Genomic DNA, 16,014 nt, shown 5'->3' on the forward strand with positions numbered 1-16,014 from the left:
TTAGCTGCTGATAGCCAAAACCAATCATTCACATCAGGTTTGCCAATGAGCCAGCCTGGGGATGAGTGGTTAAGATCCTCTCCATCAACTTTCAACCCTGACGGAGAAACATCAATGCCTATCATCAACAGCCAAGTTAAACCGTTCAACGCTACCGCCTTCAAAAACGGCGAATTCGTCGAAGTATCGGACGCCAACCTGAAAGGCAAATGGTCCGTCGTGTTCTTCTACCCGGCTGACTTCACCTTCGTTTGCCCAACCGAGCTGGAAGATCTGGCCGACAACTACGCCGAGTTCCAGAAGCTGGGCGTCGAGATCTACAGCGTCTCCACCGACACTCACTTCGCCCATGCTGCCTGGCACAACACTTCGCCAGCCATCGGCAAGATCCAATACACCATGATCGGCGACCCGACCCACGTCATCTCCCGCAACTTCGACGTGCTGATCGAAGAAGTCGGCCTGGCTGACCGCGGTACTTTCGTGATCAACCCACAAGGCCAGATCAAGATCGTTGAAATCAACGACGGCGGTGTAGGTCGTGACGCTTCCGAGCTGCTGCGCAAGATCAAGGCCGCTCAGTACGTTGCTGCTCACCCGGGCGAAGTCTGCCCAGCCAAGTGGAAAGAAGGCGAGGCCACCCTGGCTCCGTCCCTGGACCTGGTCGGCAAGATCTAAGTCTGTGAGTCATCCGAGGGCGATCCGCTCTTAATCAAGTAAGCCGCTTCGCCCCAAAAAACGCCCGGGCGAGATTCGCTCGGGCGTTGTTTTTTCTGAATTCAAAAAATGGAAATCGCCCGTATGTTGGACGCCAATCTTAAAGCTCAGTTGAAGTCATACCTGGAACGGGTCACCCAGCCGATCGAGATCGTCGCCTCCCTCGACGACGGTGCGAAATCCCAGGAAATGCTCGCGTTACTTCAAGACGTTGCCAGTCTTTCCCACCAGATTACTTTGCTCGACAACGGCAGCGATGCGCGCAAGCCTTCGTTTTCGTTGAATCGCCCGGGAGCCGATATCAGCCTGCGTTTTGCCGGCATTCCCATGGGCCACGAATTTACTTCGCTGGTGTTGGCCTTGCTGCAAGTCGGCGGTCACCCTTCGAAGGCCAGCGTCGATGTCATCGAACAGGTCCGCGCCCTCAAGGGCGAGTTCAACTTCGAGACCTATTTCTCGCTGTCGTGCCAGAACTGCCCGGACGTGGTCCAGGCGCTGAACCTGATGGCGGTACTGAACCCGAACATTCGCCACGTCGCCATCGACGGTGCGCTGTTTCAGGCCGAAGTCGATGAACGCCAGATCATGGCCGTGCCGAGTATGTACCTCAACGGTGTGAACTTCGGCCAGGGCCGCATGGGCCTGGAAGAGATTCTCGCCAAGATCGACACCAGTGGTATCGAACGCCAGGCCGAGAAGATCAGCGCCAAAGAGGCTTTTGATGTGCTGGTGGTCGGCGGTGGCCCGGCCGGTGCTTCAGCGGCGATCTACGCGGCCCGTAAAGGCATCCGCACCGGTGTCGCGGCCGAACGTTTCGGCGGCCAGGTGCTCGACACCATGGCCATCGAGAACTTCATCTCGGTCCAGGAAACCGAAGGGCCGAAACTGGCCGTCGCCCTGGAAGAACACGTCAAGCAGTACGACGTGGACATCATGAACCTGCAACGTGCCGACGGCCTGGTGCCAGGCAAGGACGGCGGGCTGCATGAAGTCAAGTTCGCCAGCGGTGCGAGCCTCAAGGCCAAGACCGTGATCCTGGCGACCGGTGCCCGCTGGCGCGAGATGAACGTGCCGGGCGAGCAGCAGTATCGCAACAAGGGCGTGGCGTACTGCCCGCACTGCGACGGTCCGCTGTTCAAAGGCAAGCGCGTGGCGGTGATCGGCGGTGGTAACTCCGGCGTCGAGGCGGCCATCGACCTGGCCGGTATCGTCGCCCACGTCACGTTGCTGGAGTTCGATGTGCAATTGCGTGCCGACGCGGTATTGCAGCGCAAACTGCACAGCCTGCCGAACGTGACGGTGATTACCAACGCCCAGACCACCGAAGTGACCGGAGACGGTCAGAAGGTCAATGGCTTGCGCTACAAGGACCGTCCGAGCGGTGACGTGCGGGATGTGGAGTTGGAGGGGATCTTCGTGCAGATCGGCCTGTTGCCCAATACCGATTGGCTCAAAGGCACCGTCGAGCTGTCGCCGCGGGGTGAGATTATCGTCGATGCCCGAGGTGAAACCTCGATCCCTGGGGTGTTCGCCGCCGGTGACGTGACCACCGTGCCGTACAAGCAGATCGTGATTGCCGTCGGCGAGGGCGCCAAGGCCTCGCTGAGTGCCTTCGACCACCTGATCCGTACCTCTGCGCCGGCATAAGCTGGCGATAGCGGCAAAAACAGAACCCCATGAGCCTGGCTCATGGGGTTTTGTTTTGCGTCACGCATCACCCTGTGTGCGAGCTTGCTCGCGATAGCGGTGGGTCAGCCTGCATCCATGTTGAATGTGCCGCTGTCATCGCGAGCAAGCTCGCTCCCACATGGGGATGGTGGTGAGGTTTACAGCGGCGCAGGCTGGATGATTTCAACCCAGTAGCCATCCGGGTCCTTGATGAAGGCCAGGCTTTTCATGCGGCCGTCGCTCAGGCGTTTCTGGAAATCGCAGCCCAGTGCTTCGAAGCGCTCGCAGGCGGCGACGACGTCCGGTACCGAGATGCAGATATGGCCGAAGCCGCGTGGGTCGGTGTTGCCGTTATGGTAGGCGAAGGCCGGGTCGCTTTCGGTGCCATGGTTGTGGGTCAGTTCCAGGATGCCAGGGATCGACTTCATCCATTCGGTCCGCGCCGCCGCGTCTGCCGGGATCTGGTTCTTGTCCACCAGCGCCAGGAAATACAGGCTGAACTCGGCTTCCGGGAAGTCGCGTTTCTCCACCAGCGAGAAACCCAGCACGCGGGTGTAGAAGTCCAGGGACCGGGTGATGTCCTTGACCCGCAGCATGGTGTGGTTGAAGACGAACTGGGCCGTGGCGGCATCAGGTTGGGCGGTGACGCCAGGGAAAGTATTGAGTTCGTGCAGGCTCATGGGCCCTCCGGAAAATAAGTGGGGCAAACGGCGTCGCAGCGTGGTCGCGACGGTTCCTGGGCTTGCGTCAGACGGCTTCCTTGCAGGTGCGCCCATGATACGCAAGGGGCGCGGCATCGCCAAACCGCGTGTGGCTATTGCCTGGTTCTGCTTCGGGCTTCAGACTTTACGATTCGTCCTTGAGTGCCAACGCAATGATTCGACCGTTCCTTTCGCTGTTTGTCCTGCTGTTTGCCTGGGTTGCGAGTGTTGGCGGCGTCCAGGCGGCCGAACCGCAGATCGCCTGGCCCCAGGGCTGGGTTGTCGAATCGCTGCCCGCCGATGCATCGGCCCCGGCGGCGTTGGCCCCCCTGCGACAACGTGCGACCAAGAGCGATTCGGCAGGCAATGCGGTGATGGTCATGGAACTGACCACGACCACCGTCGAGCCCGATCACCAGGTCAACTTGCAAGGCGTGTTGCTGGAAATGCGCAAATCAATTCAGAAGGATTTTTTCCAGGGTGGTTACCAAAGTGTGTGCACTAAGATTCATGCTTCCATCTTGGGCGGCGTAACTGCATTGGAGACCACTTGCACGATCACGCAAAACGGACGACATGTATTGTCTCAGGCGCTCGTCGCGGCACTAAATGAGGGCAAGGCTTATGTGCTGTCCTATGCAGGGCAGGCGCAGGTGTTTGTTGAAAGCCAGGATGAAATACAGTCGGTGCGAAACAGTTTGAAACTATAACGTCGTCAGCGTAATACGCCCGGAGCTTAATCCAAAAGTTTAGCCCATAAAAAAGCCCTGACTGTATTCAGGGCTTTTTTGCATCATCGGGGCTGTCAACCACGCACTGTCAACCACGCAACCAGGAATCGACGGTTGCTGCACCGTACTGTTCTTTCCAGGCCTTGAGGCCGCGGTGATTGCCGCCCTTGGTCTCGATCAACTCGCCGGTGTGCGGGTTCTGGTAAACCTTTACCACTCGCGCACGGCGGGTCTTGATGGGTTTGGTCGATTGCAGGCTCGCCTTGGACGGGTTCGGGTCGAGGATCGCGACGATGTCGCGCAGGCTCTTGCCGTAGGTTTTCATCAGTCCCTGGAGCTTTTCCTCGAATTCGATTTCCTTCTTGAGCCCGGCATCGTTCTTCAGCGATTCCAACTGCTTGAGCTGTTCTTGAAGGGCCTTTTCGGCTGCACGAAATTCAGCGAGTCTGGACAAAATCGTTACTCCAATCAAAATATTTGGCTGATACCAACCGCAAACAAAGCTATAAGCCAAGCGCCTTGGTGTTAATGACTCTCCTGCTATCTGGCACAGGTAGAAAAATTGTAGTAGTTAATCCGGAAAGTGTAAATCGTAACTTTTTCGTTATGTAACAACAGCAAAAGCTTTTATCTGTTGGGGCATCGTCGTCAATAGAACGGCGGCGGTTAACTGCCATTAAGGCCGGTCAAGGTCTCAATGAACGCCTGCCCGCTAATCGGTCGACCAAATAGATAACCCTGTAGAAAGTTCACCCCATGGGCGCTCAGGTAGTCGCTTTGCTCGACGGTTTCGACGCCCTCGGCCACCATGTCCAGGCCCAGCTTGCCCGACAGTTCGATGATGCTGTCGAGCAGGTGCCGTGACAGCGTATCGGCACCGATCATCGCGACAAAACTCTGGTCGATCTTCAAGAAGTCCACGTTGAACTGGCGCAAGTACGCCAGGCTGGAATGACCCGTGCCGAAATCGTCGAGGGCGATCTTGACGCCCAATTCCCGCAGTTGCTCGAACAATTGCCGGGTAACAGGCGTAGGTTCGATCAATTCGCGCTCGGTCAACTCCAGTACCAGGGCAATCGTACCCGGCGCGAAGGCGCCGAGAAATTCGCGACAATCGTCCACCAGTGCCAGATCCTGGCAATGGCGGGCGGTGATGTTGATGCCGACATGAAACGGCGCTTCGAGTTGAGGCGCAAGCGGTGCCAGCAGGTGCATGGTTTGCTGCATCAGCGCCCGGGTCATCGGTACGATCAGGCCGCTGTGTTCGGCGAATGGAATGAACAGGTCGGGGCGAACGAGGCCTTCCTTGGGGTGGTTCCAGCGCATCAGCACTTCGACGCCGGCCCAGCGTTTGCTGTCGCTGTGCACGACCGGTTGCAGATAAGGCACGAACTCGCCGGCTTCCAGGGCCCGTTGCAGTTCACGACTGGGCGAGGAGGCGCGTTTTTGCAGCCAGTGCCCGAGGGTCCCGGCCACGACGCCGAAGAAGATCAGCAGGCTGAACAGCGGCGGGTACTCCCTGGCCATGTAGCGCCAGGTTTCCCCCTCGTCGAAGCCGGCTTCTACATTGAAGGCGTAGCGCGATGACCCCAGCTCATGCTGGGCGACCGGCAGCCCGGGCAAGGGCGCAGACAGGACCTTGCCGTCCGCTGCCAGCCAGTTCGGCCCGACTTGCAGCCGTAGCCGGGTTTGGCGGCCGATCAAGCGCAAGACGTTCGTCAGGTGGTACCCGTCAAGCGTGGCCAAGGCGCCTTGATGGCCCTCGTTGAGCCGGTAAATCAGCAGCGCGGTGTCCGGCGTGACCGGGTTGCCGTTCATGAGCCACAAGCTGCCTTGATGGTAGTCGCTCGGGTTGACGCGTTCCTCGAAGGCACCGAACAGCGAGCTGCAGTACAGGTTGTCGTCCCAGATAAGGTTGGTCGAACGGACAAAGGGCCGGCGCGTCACTTGATCGCGCAAGGCCAGCTTCACCGCTTCGCAGGGCTGGCCGGCCAGGGGTAATAGTTCACGGGCCGCCAAGGCGGTGTTGTCGAGCATCAGCTCGACCTGCCTGACCAGTTCTTCGGCGGTCTGTCGGGTGTGTTGTGCCAGCGTCCGTTCGGCCTGCATGTACAAAATGACCAGCCCTGACAGCATCGGCACCAGGCCGCAAAGCAGGGTGACGAGATAGCGACGGGGTTGGGTGTGCGAGCGGGTGGCGGTCAAGGGCATCGGCACAACCTGAGAAAAAAGGGGCTGAGGGGGAATCGTCGGATGCCGACCATGATAGATGGCTTGCCGAGTGCTTGCTGACCGCAGGGTGACTGTGGGAGCGAGGTCTGTGGGAGCAAGGCTTGCCCGCGATGAACGATCATGCGGTCCACCTGGAGAACCGAGGTGCCTTCATCGCGAGCAAGCTTTGCTCCCACAGGTTCAATGCCAGGCTCCCCCAGGTTTGATGCCGGGCTCATGACTGCCGGGCCAGTTCGATAAACGCCAGGGTGGCGGGTGAGGCTTGGCGGCTGTCCAGCACCGCCAGGCCAATCTGGCGCGGCACCCGTGGCGACAAGGGGCGCGCGACGAAGCCCAGGCTTTCGCCCTCCGGCAACGAACCTTCGGACACCACGCTCACCGCCTCACCGCGCCTGACGATATCCAGGGTGCTGAGCAGTTGCGAACAACGGAAACGCACATTCGGGGTCAGTCGGGCGGCATTGAACAGGCGCGAAACCAGCTCCGACGATCCCGCCTCGGTGTGCACGAAGGGGTCGTTGCACAGGTCCTTGAGGCTCAGGCTGGCCTGGGCGGCGAGGGGATGGTGAGTGGGCAGCAGGGCGACCATCTGATCTTCCATCAGCATGAACGTATCGAAACGGTCCTCGGGCAGCACTACGAAGCCGACGTCGATCCGCCGTTCGTCCAGCCACTGGAGGACCTGCCTGTCGGGCCCTTCGTCGATGTGCACTTCGATCCCGGGATGCAAGGCTCGATAGCGCCGCAGGATACCGGGCAACAGTTTCATCGATGACGTTGGCCCGAACGAGCCGATGCGCAAGGTGCCTCGGCGCATACCCCGGGCATCGGCGGCTTCCTGGCGCAAGGTGTTGGCCAACCCGAGCATGGCCCGGGCCCGCAGCAGCAATTGCTGACCAATGTCGCTGAGTTCCACCTGGGATTGATGACGCCTGAGCAATTCCACGCCCAATTCTTGTTCCAGGGACTTGATGGCGTGGGATACCGCTGACTGGCCGATGCCCAATCGTGTGGCCGCTGCGGTGAAACCCCGCAGCTCGGCGACCAGGGAGAAGATTTCGAGTTGGGTAAGGGTCATGAGGGTTTGCTCATTTTACGATGACAAAGCATGAGCCAGATAATGAGGTATCTGACCTGAATCAGGAAGCAGCACTACACCTTGTGGCGAGGTCGCACCTTGTGGGAGCAAAGCTTGCTCCCACAATTAATCCCCCTCGCCACAGGTTTTGTGTTGTTCTCATTAGCGTGCGGTGGTGAACCATGAAAACCCTCGAACAAACCCTCCCAACCCCTTCAGACCTGCCGGTCTACTTGAAGCTCGCCATGGTCACCATGATCTGGGGCGGGACCTTCGTGGCCGGCCGGATCCTTGCCGATGCCCTGGCGCCAATGTTTGCCGCCAGCCTGCGGTTCCTGCTGGCCAGTATTGCGCTGCTGGCGTTTCTCGCCCTGGCCGGGATCCCGCTGGTCAGGCCCAGTGTGAAGCAGGGGCTGCAATTGGCTGCGCTGGGGTTCTTCGGCATCTTTTTCTACAACCTGTGTTTCTTCTATGGCTTGCAGTACATCAATGCGTCGCGGGCTTCGCTGATCGTGGCCTTGAACCCGGCGGTGATCGGGCTGGCGTCCTGGTGGTTGTTCAAGGAGCGGCTGAGCCGCTTGAAAGTGGCGGGCATCGTGCTGTGCATCGGTGGGGCGGGGCTGGTGATCGTCAGTCGTGATCCGTCCTTGTTGCAAGGCGCAGCACAGGGCTGGGTCGGCGACCTGCTGATTTTTGGCTGCGTACTGGGCTGGGGCATCTATTCGCTGTTTTCGAAAAAACTCAACGACAGCCTCGGCCCCTTGCAGACGGTGACCTGGTCGATTCTGCTGGGCACGCTGATGTTGTGGCTGGCCTGCGCGGCTGCGGGAGAAGTCCGCGTTGAAGCCCTGCGCGACCTGGAAGTGGAGCAATGGCTGAGTCTGTTGTACCTCGGCGTGCTGGGCTCGGCCCTGGCCTATATCGCCTGGTACGACGGCATTCGTCGGATTGGCGCGACCCGTTCCGGCGTATTCATCGCGCTCAACCCGCTGACGGCGGTACTGCTGGGGGCGCTGCTGCTGGACGAACGGCTCACGGCCTTGATGTGTGTCGGCGGGGGCGTGATCCTGGTGGGCATTTTCCTGTGCAACAAACCCCTTGCGCGGTCGAAGGAAAAGGCGATTTGATACAGAAGGCGGACAAACTTGGTTACGCTGTGTAGAATCGAGTTACGCATATAAGAATAACGTCTTCTGGCAGCAGAAGCCTCGCCCGCAAGAGCCTTGGGTCGACAATGAAGATACTTGGGTTTCAACTGATCTATGGCGATTTCCTCGCCCGCAGCGTTCGTGGCATTTCCTGCGCGCCGCCCCGTGTCCTCAGCATCGCCAGCAACTAACGTTTTTTGTTAATTGACCCGACTGATGAGGCGCCGAAATGGCAGATCTATACGAAAACCCCATGGGCCTGATGGGCTTCGAATTCATCGAATTCGCATCCCCGACCCCCAACACCCTGGAGCCGATCTTCGAGATCATGGGCTTCACCAAAGTGGCCACCCACCGCTCCAAAAACGTGCACCTGTATCGCCAGGGCGCGATCAACCTGATCCTCAACAACGAACCCCACAGCGTGGCATCGTACTTTGCCGCCGAGCACGGTCCGTCGGTGTGCGGCATGGCGTTCCGGGTCAAGGATTCGCAACAGGCCTACAAGCGTGCCCTGGAACTCGGTGCCCAGCCGATCCACATCGAGACCGGCCCGATGGAGCTGAACCTGCCGGCGATCAAAGGCATCGGCGGTGCGCCGCTGTACCTGATCGACCGTTTTGGCGAAGGCAGCTCGATCTATGACATCGACTTTGTGTTCCTCGAGGGCGTTGACCGCAACCCGGTGGGCGCGGGCCTGAAAATCATCGACCACCTGACCCACAACGTCTATCGCGGGCGCATGGCCTACTGGGCCGGCTTCTACGAGAAACTGTTCAACTTCCGCGAGATCCGCTACTTCGACATCAAGGGCGAATACACCGGCCTGACCTCCAAGGCCATGACCGCGCCGGACGGCATGATCCGTATCCCGTTGAACGAAGAGTCGTCCAAGGGCGCCGGGCAGATCGAAGAGTTCCTGATGCAGTTCAACGGCGAAGGCATCCAGCACGTGGCCTTCCTCACCGATGACCTGATCAAGACCTGGGATCACTTGAAAAGTATCGGCATGCGCTTCATGACCGCGCCGCCGGACACCTACTACGAAATGCTCGAAGGCCGCCTGCCGAACCACGGCGAACCGGTGGATGAACTGCAATCGCGGGGCATTCTGCTGGACGGTGCTTCCGAGCAGGGCGACAAGCGCCTGCTGCTGCAGATCTTCTCGGAAACCCTGATGGGGCCGGTGTTCTTCGAATTCATCCAGCGCAAGGGCGACGATGGTTTCGGTGAAGGCAACTTCAAGGCGCTGTTCGAGTCCATCGAGCGCGACCAGGTGCGTCGTGGTGTGCTGGCGACCGAGTAAGGCCTGAGCCATGAAAAAGCCCGCCCGGCAGTGATACCGGGCGGGCTTTTTATTGCCAATACACAACCCCTGTGGGAGCGGTGTAGGCTCAAGTCCGGCGCTGCTGCCGCACCAAGTGCTTGAACCCTTCGAACACCAGCACCGCCACCGCCATCCAGATGGGGATGTAGGTCAGCCATTCACCGGCCTTGATGCTTTCGCCCAACAGCAGCGCAACACCCAGCAGCAACACCGGTTCGACGTAACTCAACAGCCCGAACAGGCTGAACGGCAGCAATCGACTGGCGACGATGTAGGACACCAGCGCGCTGGCGCTGATCACCCCGAGCACCGGGATCAGCAGCGACAGCCACGGGTATTGATCGAAAACGTCGAGGCCCTGTTCGCCGCTTTGCACGAACCACAGTGCAACGGGGAGCATCAGGGTCATGTCCAGCCAGAGGCCGCCCAGGTTATCGGTCTTGATGCGTTTGCGCAGGATGAAATAGATCGGGTAGCCAATCACCACCAGCAAGGTTGCCCAGGAAAAACCACCCACCTGGTACAACTCGTTGAACACGCCAAGGGTGGCGAAGAACACGGCGACTTTCTGCAGGTAGGAAAGGCGTTCGCCATAGACGATGCGCCCGGTCAGGACCATCGACAGCGGCAACAGGAAGTACCCCAGCGACACATCCAGGCTGTAGCCATTGAGCGGCGCCCACATGAACAGCCACAGTTGCGCGCCCATCAGTGCCGACGAGGCTATCGCCGCGATCAACAGCCGTGGAGTGGCGATCAGGCGTTGGATCAGCGCCGTGACCAGATGCCAGTCCCGCGTCACCAGCATGAACGCGGTCATGCACGGCATCGTCAGCAGCATGCGCCAGCCGAAAATCTCCACGCCGGTCAGCGGTGAGAGCAACGAGGTGTAGTAGTACATGACGGCGAACAGCGCGGAGGCCGAGACCGATAGAACGATGCCTTTGGACACTGAGGCCTCTTATTGAATGGGACTGCAACACAGGTGCGGGAAAGTTGTACACCTGTGGCGAGGGAGCTTGCTCCCGCTCGGCTGCGCAGCGGCCGCTCTTTCTGGGGGCCGCTGCGCGACCCAGCGGGAGCAAGCTCCCTCGCCACGATGTTTGTGAATGTTAAGACGTACGCGGTACCCGCCCCGACACGAAATGCCCCACATCATTGAACCCTGGCGTCGAAGCATGCCCCGGCGTCACCAGCGAATCGATGAACGCTTCATCTTCCGCACTGATCTTCACCGATTGTGCCTTGGTGTACGAATCCCACTGCTCCTCGGTGCGCGGCCCGACGATGGCCGAGGTCACGGCGCTGTTGTTCAGCACCCAGGCGATGGCGAACTCGACGATGCCCACGCCGCGGCCCTGGGTGTATTGCAGGATCTGCTGGGCAATGCGCAGGGACTCGACCCGCCATTCGGTTTCCAGGATGCGTTTGTCCTGGCGTCCGGCACGGCTGTTGGCGTCCGGCGCCACGTCTGGCGCGTACTTGCCGCTGAGCACGCCTCGGGCCAGGGGGCTGAACGGCACCACGCCGAGGCCGTAGTTCTGCGCTGCTGTGATCTGCTCGGTTTCCGCCTGGCGATTGACAATGTTGTACAGCGGTTGGCTGATCACTGGCCGGTCGATGCCCAGGCTGTCGGCGATGCGAATCACCTCGGCGATGCGCCAGCCCCGGTAGTTCGACAGGCCCCAGTAGCGGATCTTGCCCTGGCGAATCAAATCACCGATGGCCGACACAGTAACGTGCAGCGGGGTGTTGTGGTCTTCGCGGTGCAGGTAATAGATGTCCAGGTAATCGGTGCCCAGGCGCGTGAGGCTGGCCTCGATACCGTTGAACAGGTGCTTGCGGCTCAGGCCGCTGCGGTTGGGCACGCCGTCCGCAGGGCCGAAGCCGACCTTGGTGGCCAGCACCCATTCCTGGCGACGACTGGCGATCGCCTCGCCGACGATCTCTTCGGAACGGCCGTTGGTGTAGACATCCGCGGTGTCGATGAAATTGATGCCCTGGTCCCAGGCCTTGTCGATGATCCGCAGCGAATCCTCGGTGCTGGTCTGTTCGCCGAACATCATGGTGCCCAGGGTCAGCGTCGAGACTTGCAACCCGGAATGGCCTAGCGTGCGGTAGCTCATGACAAGATCCTTTTATCCATGGGAAAGGCTCAATCAAACCCCAGAACCACCGCACGGATCAAACAGAATTCTCAACCCCCCCCAAATCACCTGTGGGAGCGGGCTTGCTCGCGAAAGCGGTGGGTCAGTCAATATCAATGTTGGCCGACTTGACGCTATCGCGAGCAAGCTCGCTCCCACAGGGAAAAAAAGGGTGTCAGGCCCGTAGGGTGCGGGTCATGCGCAACGCCAGCAGGCTGCCGCAGACAATCACGCCCGCCAGCAGGTACAACGCCGCGTCGGTCGAGCCGGTGGCGTCCTTGACCCAACCCACCAGGTACGGGCTCAGGAACCCCGCCATCTGCCCCATGGAGTTGATCAACGCCAATCCGCCGGCCGCCGCGCCGGCGCTGAGCATGGCCGTGGGCACCGGCCAGAACATCGGCAGGCCGGTGAGGGCGCCCATGGTGGCGATGGACAGGCCAATGATGGCGATGGCCGGGGTGGTGGCGAAGTTGACGGCGATCAGCAGCCCGACGGCGCCCATCAGCATCGGCACCACCAAGTGCCAGCGGCGTTCCTTGCGCAGGTCCGCCGAGCGGCCCACCAGCAACATGAACACCGCTGCCAGCAGATAGGGAATCGCACTCAGCCAGCCGATCACCAGGTTATCGCCAAAACCCAGGCTCTTGATGATCGACGGCAGCCAGAAGTTGATCGCGTAGACGCCGCTCTGGATGCAGAAGTACACCAGGCCGAAGGCCCAGATCGCCGGGTTCTTGAACACCGCCAACAGCGAGTCGGTGGCAGTCTTTGGTTTGTTGGCCAGGTCTTCTGCGTGGTCGGCGGTGAGCACCTCGCGCTCCTGGTCGGTCAGCCATTTGGCGTTGGCGAAGGTGTCGCTGAGCAGGAAGAACGCCAGCGCCCCGAGGATCACCGTCGGAATGCCTTGCAGCAGGAACATCCACTGCCAACCCGCCAGACCGCCCTGGCCGGCCGCGAAGTGGTTGAGGATCCACCCGGAAAACGGGCTGCCCAGCAAGCCGGACACCGGGATGGCCGACATGAACAAGGCCATGATCCGACCACGTCGGAACGTCGGAAACCATTGCGAGAGATACAGCACCACGCCAGGGAAGAACCCGGCCTCGGCGGCGCCGGTGAACAGCCGCAAGGTATAGAACTCGGTGGGGGTGGTGACGAACAGCAGGCACGTCGACAGGGTGCCCCAGGTGATCATCATCAGCGCGATCCAGCGCCGTGGACCGAACTTGGTCAGGGCCAGGTTGCTCGGCACGCCGCACAGTACGTAGCCGATGAAGAAGATCCCGGCACCGAGGCCGTACACGGTCTCGCTGAATTTCAGGGCGTCGAGCATCTGCAACTTGGCGAAGCCAACGTTGACCCGGTCGAGGTAGTTGAACAGGTAGCAGATGAAGATGAAGGGGATCAAGCGCAGGGTGATGCGCTTGTAGACGGTATTTTTTTCGTCGGGGGTAGCCAGGAGGGCTATTGCGCTCTGGGACATGGCGGGTCTCTCATTATTATGATTTTTGCGAGCCAAGGGGTAACGTTGACCGCCCCTTGAGTCTCGGCCAGCCCAAGGGGCCGTGTCTTTGTGCCAGAGCACAGGGTTTGAGTGCAGACCCTGTGCGCCTGACCAAACCCATGCCTGAAACAACAATCCACGCCGCTTGCAAGGAACACCGCCCATGTTCGAACTCGATCACGACCTGGCGCAGGACATCGTCGACCGGGCGATGGCGATCCTGCCGTACAACGTCAATGTCATGGACAACCAGGGCCTGATCCTCGGCAGCGGCGAGCGCGAGCGGGTCAACACCCGTCACGAGGGCGCGCAACTGGTCCTGGCCAACGGTCGGGTGGTGGAAATCGACGAGCACACCGCGATGCACCTCAAGGGCGTGCAGCCGGGGATCAACCTGCCGCTGATGCTCGATCAACGACTGATCGGCGTTCTGGGCATCACCGGCGAGCCTGCGCAACTGCGCACCTACGCCGAGCTGGTACGCATGACCGCCGAAATGTTGGTGGGCCAGCGCAACCAGCAGGCCGAGCAGCAATGGCGCCGCCAGCGCTGCGATGACTTGCTGGCGTTGCTGCTGGGCGATGCCGGGGATTCGCCGCGATTGTTGGACGAAGCCCGGCAAATGGGCCTCAAACCGCAATTGTCGCGGGTGCCGTATCTGTTCGAACTGGGCCTGGAACATGGGCCTGGGCAGACCGTCGAGACGTTGAGCGCGTGGTTGATGTCGCGCTACCCGGACAGTTGGTGCCTGACCTCGTCCAAATCTTCCTTATTGTGGTGTCGGCCGGTCACCGCCTCGGTGGAGAACGAGCGGCTGCTGGGCAAGCTCGATGGGCTGGGCTGGAACATCCTGCGGATCGCAGTGGGCGGCCAGGCCGAAGGGTTGGCGGGCTTGCGGCGTTGCTATCGACGGGTGGCTGATCTGCTGGCCTATGGGCGTGATGTGTTGCCGCAATCGCGCCTGCTGGCCCTCAACCGCTATCGCCTGCCGGTGCTGCTCTGGCGTCATCGCAGCGACGACGCCCTGGACGAATTGCTGACCCCGTTGCGCAAGGTCATCACCAAGGACAGCAACGGCCAGTTGCTCGCCACCCTGCGCAGTTGGTGCGAACACGACGGCCAGAGCCAGGCCTGCGCCGACGCCCTGGGCATCCACCGCAACAGCCTGCGCTACCGCATGGAACGCATCGCCGAACTCAGCGGCGTGGACCCATTGCGCCTGGACGGGATGCTGGCGTTGTACCTGGGGGTGCAACTGTTGCCGCAGACCGCCGATATCTCCACATAACCCTGTGGGAGCGAGCTTGCTCGCGATGACGGTGGCACATCCAATACCTATGCAAGCTGACACACCGCTATCGCGAGCGAGCTCGCTCCCACAGTTTGATCTGCGGAACTACTCCTGTGGGAGCGAGCCTGCTCGCGATGAGGCCGGCAGCTTCAACCTGAATCTCCCTGGAAAACCGGCATTTGTGAATTTGAACAATAATGCCCAGTGTCTTTTGTGCGGCGGACCGGCGTCACGGCTGCGGTCAGCTGGCAGCATGCTGTGCATCGGAACCGGAGAGTAATATGAAAATAATCATCGCCCCCGACTCGTTCAAGGACAGCCTCAGCGCCCAGGGCGTCGCCGATGCCATCGCCCAGGGGTTGGCCGAGGTCTGGCCGGATGCGCAGTTGATCAAATGCCCGATGGCCGACGGCGGGGAGGGGACGGTGGAGTCGGTGTTGGCGGCCTGTCACGGTGAGTGGCGCCGCACCCGGGTCCGCGGTCCGTTGGGTGTCGCCGTCGAGGCGCGCTGGGGTTGGTTGGCCGAGAGCCGCACCGCGATCATCGAAATGGCCGAGGCCAGTGGCTTGCAATTGGTGCCATCGGGGCAGCGCGATGCCTGTTCCAGCAGTACCTACGGCACTGGCGAGCTGATTCGCGCCGCCCTTGATGAAGGCGCCGGGCGGGTAATCCTGGCGATCGGCGGCAGTGCCACCAACGACGCCGGTGCCGGTGCGATGCAGGCCCTGGGCGTGGTGTTGCTGGATGACCAGGGCCAGCCGCTTGCGCCCGGAGGCCTGGCCTTGGCGAACCTGTCGCGCATCGACCTGCGCGACCTCGACCCGCGCCTGGCCCGGGTCAGCTTCGAGATCGCTGCCGATGTCGATAACCCGCTGTGCGGCCCCCATGGCGCGTCCGTGGTTTTCGGTCCGCAGAAGGGCGCCACTGCCCAGCAAGTGCAGGCGCTGGACCGGGCCCTTGGGCATTTCGCCGAACATTGCGCCCGGGCGTTGACCAAGGATGTGCGCGACGAGCCGGGCAGCGGCGCTGCCGGTGGCCTGGGGTTCGCGGCCAAGGCGTTCCTGGGGGCGCAGTTTCGTACCGGCGTGGACGTCGTCGCCCAGTTGACCGGGCTGGCCGAAGCGGTCAGCGGCGCCGACCTGGTGATTACCGGCGAAGGCCGTTTCGATGCCCAGACCCTGCGCGGCAAAACCCCCTTCGGCGTGGCCCGCATCGCCCGCCAGCATGGCGTACCGGTGGTGGTCATTGCCGGCACGCTGGGGGAGGGCTACCAGGCGTTGTATGAGCACGGCATCGACGCCGCCTTCGCCCTGGCCAACGGACCGATGACCTTGCAGCAAGCCTGCGCCGACGCCCCGCGCCTGCTGAGCGAGCGCGCCCGGGACATTGCACGGCTTTGGCGGGTGGCGGCCCGATAGCACCTGTGGGAGCAAGCTTTGCTCCCACAGGATTGAATTTGAGATAGGG

At 61.2% G+C, this 16,014-nt stretch carries 14 protein-coding genes; 7 read left to right on the plus strand and 7 right to left on the minus strand.

The genetic code is table 11. The features are described from left to right. Positions 1–114 precede the first annotated feature (114 nt). On the plus strand, positions 115–678 hold the full coding sequence (gene ahpC / locus Q7F16_RS23355; RefSeq protein ID WP_014337814.1) for an alkyl hydroperoxide reductase subunit C: 564 nt from the start codon (positions 115–117) through the stop codon (positions 676–678). A 123-nt stretch (positions 679–801) separates the two neighbouring features. Next, positions 802–2,364: an alkyl hydroperoxide reductase subunit F gene (ahpF, locus tag Q7F16_RS23360; RefSeq protein WP_409556553.1), complete on the plus strand. Its 1,563-nt coding sequence runs from the start codon at positions 802–804 to the stop codon at positions 2,362–2,364. A gap of 179 nt (positions 2,365–2,543) precedes the next feature. On the opposite strand, the gene gloA is transcribed toward ahpF, so the two are convergent. After that, positions 2,544–3,065 (minus strand): lactoylglutathione lyase, encoded by a 522-nt coding sequence (gene gloA / locus Q7F16_RS23365; protein ID WP_079302369.1) that lies wholly within the window; start codon positions 3,063–3,065, stop codon positions 2,544–2,546. Positions 3,066–3,259: 194 nt separating this feature from the next. Between gloA and Q7F16_RS23370 the strand changes: the two genes are divergently transcribed. Beyond that, positions 3,260–3,796: a DUF4946 domain-containing protein gene (locus Q7F16_RS23370; protein WP_046064231.1), complete on the plus strand. Its 537-nt coding sequence runs from the start codon at positions 3,260–3,262 to the stop codon at positions 3,794–3,796. A 109-nt stretch (positions 3,797–3,905) separates the two neighbouring features. On the opposite strand, the gene Q7F16_RS23375 is transcribed toward Q7F16_RS23370, so the two are convergent. The 3 genes from Q7F16_RS23375 to Q7F16_RS23385 form a co-directional block, all read right to left on the minus strand. After that, on the minus strand, positions 3,906–4,271 hold the full coding sequence (locus Q7F16_RS23375) for a histone-like nucleoid-structuring protein, MvaT/MvaU family (protein WP_003202992.1): 366 nt from the start codon (positions 4,269–4,271) through the stop codon (positions 3,906–3,908). Positions 4,272–4,483: 212 nt separating this feature from the next. Beyond that, positions 4,484–6,028, minus strand: coding sequence for an EAL domain-containing protein (locus Q7F16_RS23380; protein WP_409556554.1), 1,545 nt, complete (start codon positions 6,026–6,028; stop codon positions 4,484–4,486). Positions 6,029–6,263: 235 nt separating this feature from the next. Continuing rightward, entirely contained in the window at positions 6,264–7,127 is an 864-nt protein-coding gene (locus Q7F16_RS23385) for a LysR family transcriptional regulator (protein WP_046064233.1), read from the minus strand. A 182-nt stretch (positions 7,128–7,309) separates the two neighbouring features. Between Q7F16_RS23385 and Q7F16_RS23390 the strand changes: the two genes are divergently transcribed. Together Q7F16_RS23390 and hppD are read left to right on the plus strand one after the other, a co-directional pair. Continuing rightward, positions 7,310–8,254, plus strand: coding sequence for a DMT family transporter (locus Q7F16_RS23390; protein ID WP_046064234.1), 945 nt, complete (start codon positions 7,310–7,312; stop codon positions 8,252–8,254). Positions 8,255–8,504: 250 nt separating this feature from the next. Beyond that, a complete protein-coding gene (gene hppD / locus Q7F16_RS23395) occupies positions 8,505–9,581 on the plus strand; it encodes a 4-hydroxyphenylpyruvate dioxygenase (RefSeq protein ID WP_046064235.1) in 1,077 nt (358 codons plus the stop codon). 88 nt (positions 9,582–9,669) lie between these two features. Here hppD and rarD read toward each other — a convergent pair whose 3' ends face one another. The 3 genes from rarD to Q7F16_RS23410 all read right to left on the minus strand — a co-directional run bounded on the left by rarD (position 9,670) and on the right by Q7F16_RS23410 (position 13,235). Then, entirely contained in the window at positions 9,670–10,554 is an 885-nt protein-coding gene (gene rarD / locus Q7F16_RS23400; protein WP_046064236.1) for an EamA family transporter RarD, read from the minus strand. Between the two features lie 160 nt (positions 10,555–10,714). Next, positions 10,715–11,728, minus strand: a complete 1,014-nt coding sequence (locus Q7F16_RS23405) for an aldo/keto reductase (protein ID WP_095963482.1) — start codon at positions 11,726–11,728, stop codon at positions 10,715–10,717. A 196-nt stretch (positions 11,729–11,924) separates the two neighbouring features. Next, positions 11,925–13,235 carry an MFS transporter gene (locus Q7F16_RS23410; RefSeq protein ID WP_014337824.1) on the minus strand — a complete coding sequence of 437 codons (1,311 nt, stop codon included), beginning with the start codon at positions 13,233–13,235 and terminating at the stop codon, positions 11,925–11,927. 184 nt (positions 13,236–13,419) lie between these two features. Between Q7F16_RS23410 and Q7F16_RS23415 the strand changes: the two genes are divergently transcribed. Continuing rightward, complete coding sequence (locus tag Q7F16_RS23415) at positions 13,420–14,544, plus strand: sugar diacid recognition domain-containing protein (RefSeq protein WP_046064033.1); 1,125 nt, start codon at positions 13,420–13,422, stop codon at positions 14,542–14,544. A 284-nt stretch (positions 14,545–14,828) separates the two neighbouring features. After that, a complete protein-coding gene (locus Q7F16_RS23420; RefSeq protein ID WP_409556555.1) occupies positions 14,829–15,965 on the plus strand; it encodes a glycerate kinase in 1,137 nt (378 codons plus the stop codon). Positions 15,966–16,014: the final 49 nt, after the last annotated feature.

The sequence above is a fragment of the Pseudomonas sp. Lb2C2 genome, assembly GCF_052112205.1.
Lineage (GTDB): Bacteria > Pseudomonadota > Gammaproteobacteria > Pseudomonadales > Pseudomonadaceae > Aquipseudomonas > Aquipseudomonas kilonensis.

Excerpts from the sequence above, each read along its gene's own strand:
- hppD (WP_046064235.1), top strand. The coding sequence starts at position 8,505 with ATGGCAGATCTATACGAAAACCCCATGGGCCTGATGGGCTTCGAATTC.
- Q7F16_RS23370 (WP_046064231.1), top strand. The coding sequence starts at position 3,260 with ATGATTCGACCGTTCCTTTCGCTGTTTGTCCTGCTGTTTGCCTGGGTT.
- Q7F16_RS23385 (WP_046064233.1), bottom strand. The coding sequence starts at position 7,127 with ATGACCCTTACCCAACTCGAAATCTTCTCCCTGGTCGCCGAGCTGCGG.
- Q7F16_RS23420 (WP_409556555.1), top strand. The coding sequence starts at position 14,829 with ATGAAAATAATCATCGCCCCCGACTCGTTCAAGGACAGCCTCAGCGCC.
- Q7F16_RS23415 (WP_046064033.1), top strand. The coding sequence starts at position 13,420 with ATGTTCGAACTCGATCACGACCTGGCGCAGGACATCGTCGACCGGGCG.
- Q7F16_RS23380 (WP_409556554.1), bottom strand. The coding sequence starts at position 6,028 with ATGCCCTTGACCGCCACCCGCTCGCACACCCAACCCCGTCGCTATCTC.
- ahpF (WP_409556553.1), top strand. The coding sequence starts at position 802 with ATGTTGGACGCCAATCTTAAAGCTCAGTTGAAGTCATACCTGGAACGG.
- ahpC (WP_014337814.1), top strand. The coding sequence starts at position 115 with ATGCCTATCATCAACAGCCAAGTTAAACCGTTCAACGCTACCGCCTTC.
- Q7F16_RS23405 (WP_095963482.1), bottom strand. The coding sequence starts at position 11,728 with ATGAGCTACCGCACGCTAGGCCATTCCGGGTTGCAAGTCTCGACGCTG.
- Q7F16_RS23410 (WP_014337824.1), bottom strand. The coding sequence starts at position 13,235 with ATGTCCCAGAGCGCAATAGCCCTCCTGGCTACCCCCGACGAAAAAAAT.
- Q7F16_RS23390 (WP_046064234.1), top strand. The coding sequence starts at position 7,310 with ATGAAAACCCTCGAACAAACCCTCCCAACCCCTTCAGACCTGCCGGTC.
- gloA (WP_079302369.1), bottom strand. The coding sequence starts at position 3,065 with ATGAGCCTGCACGAACTCAATACTTTCCCTGGCGTCACCGCCCAACCT.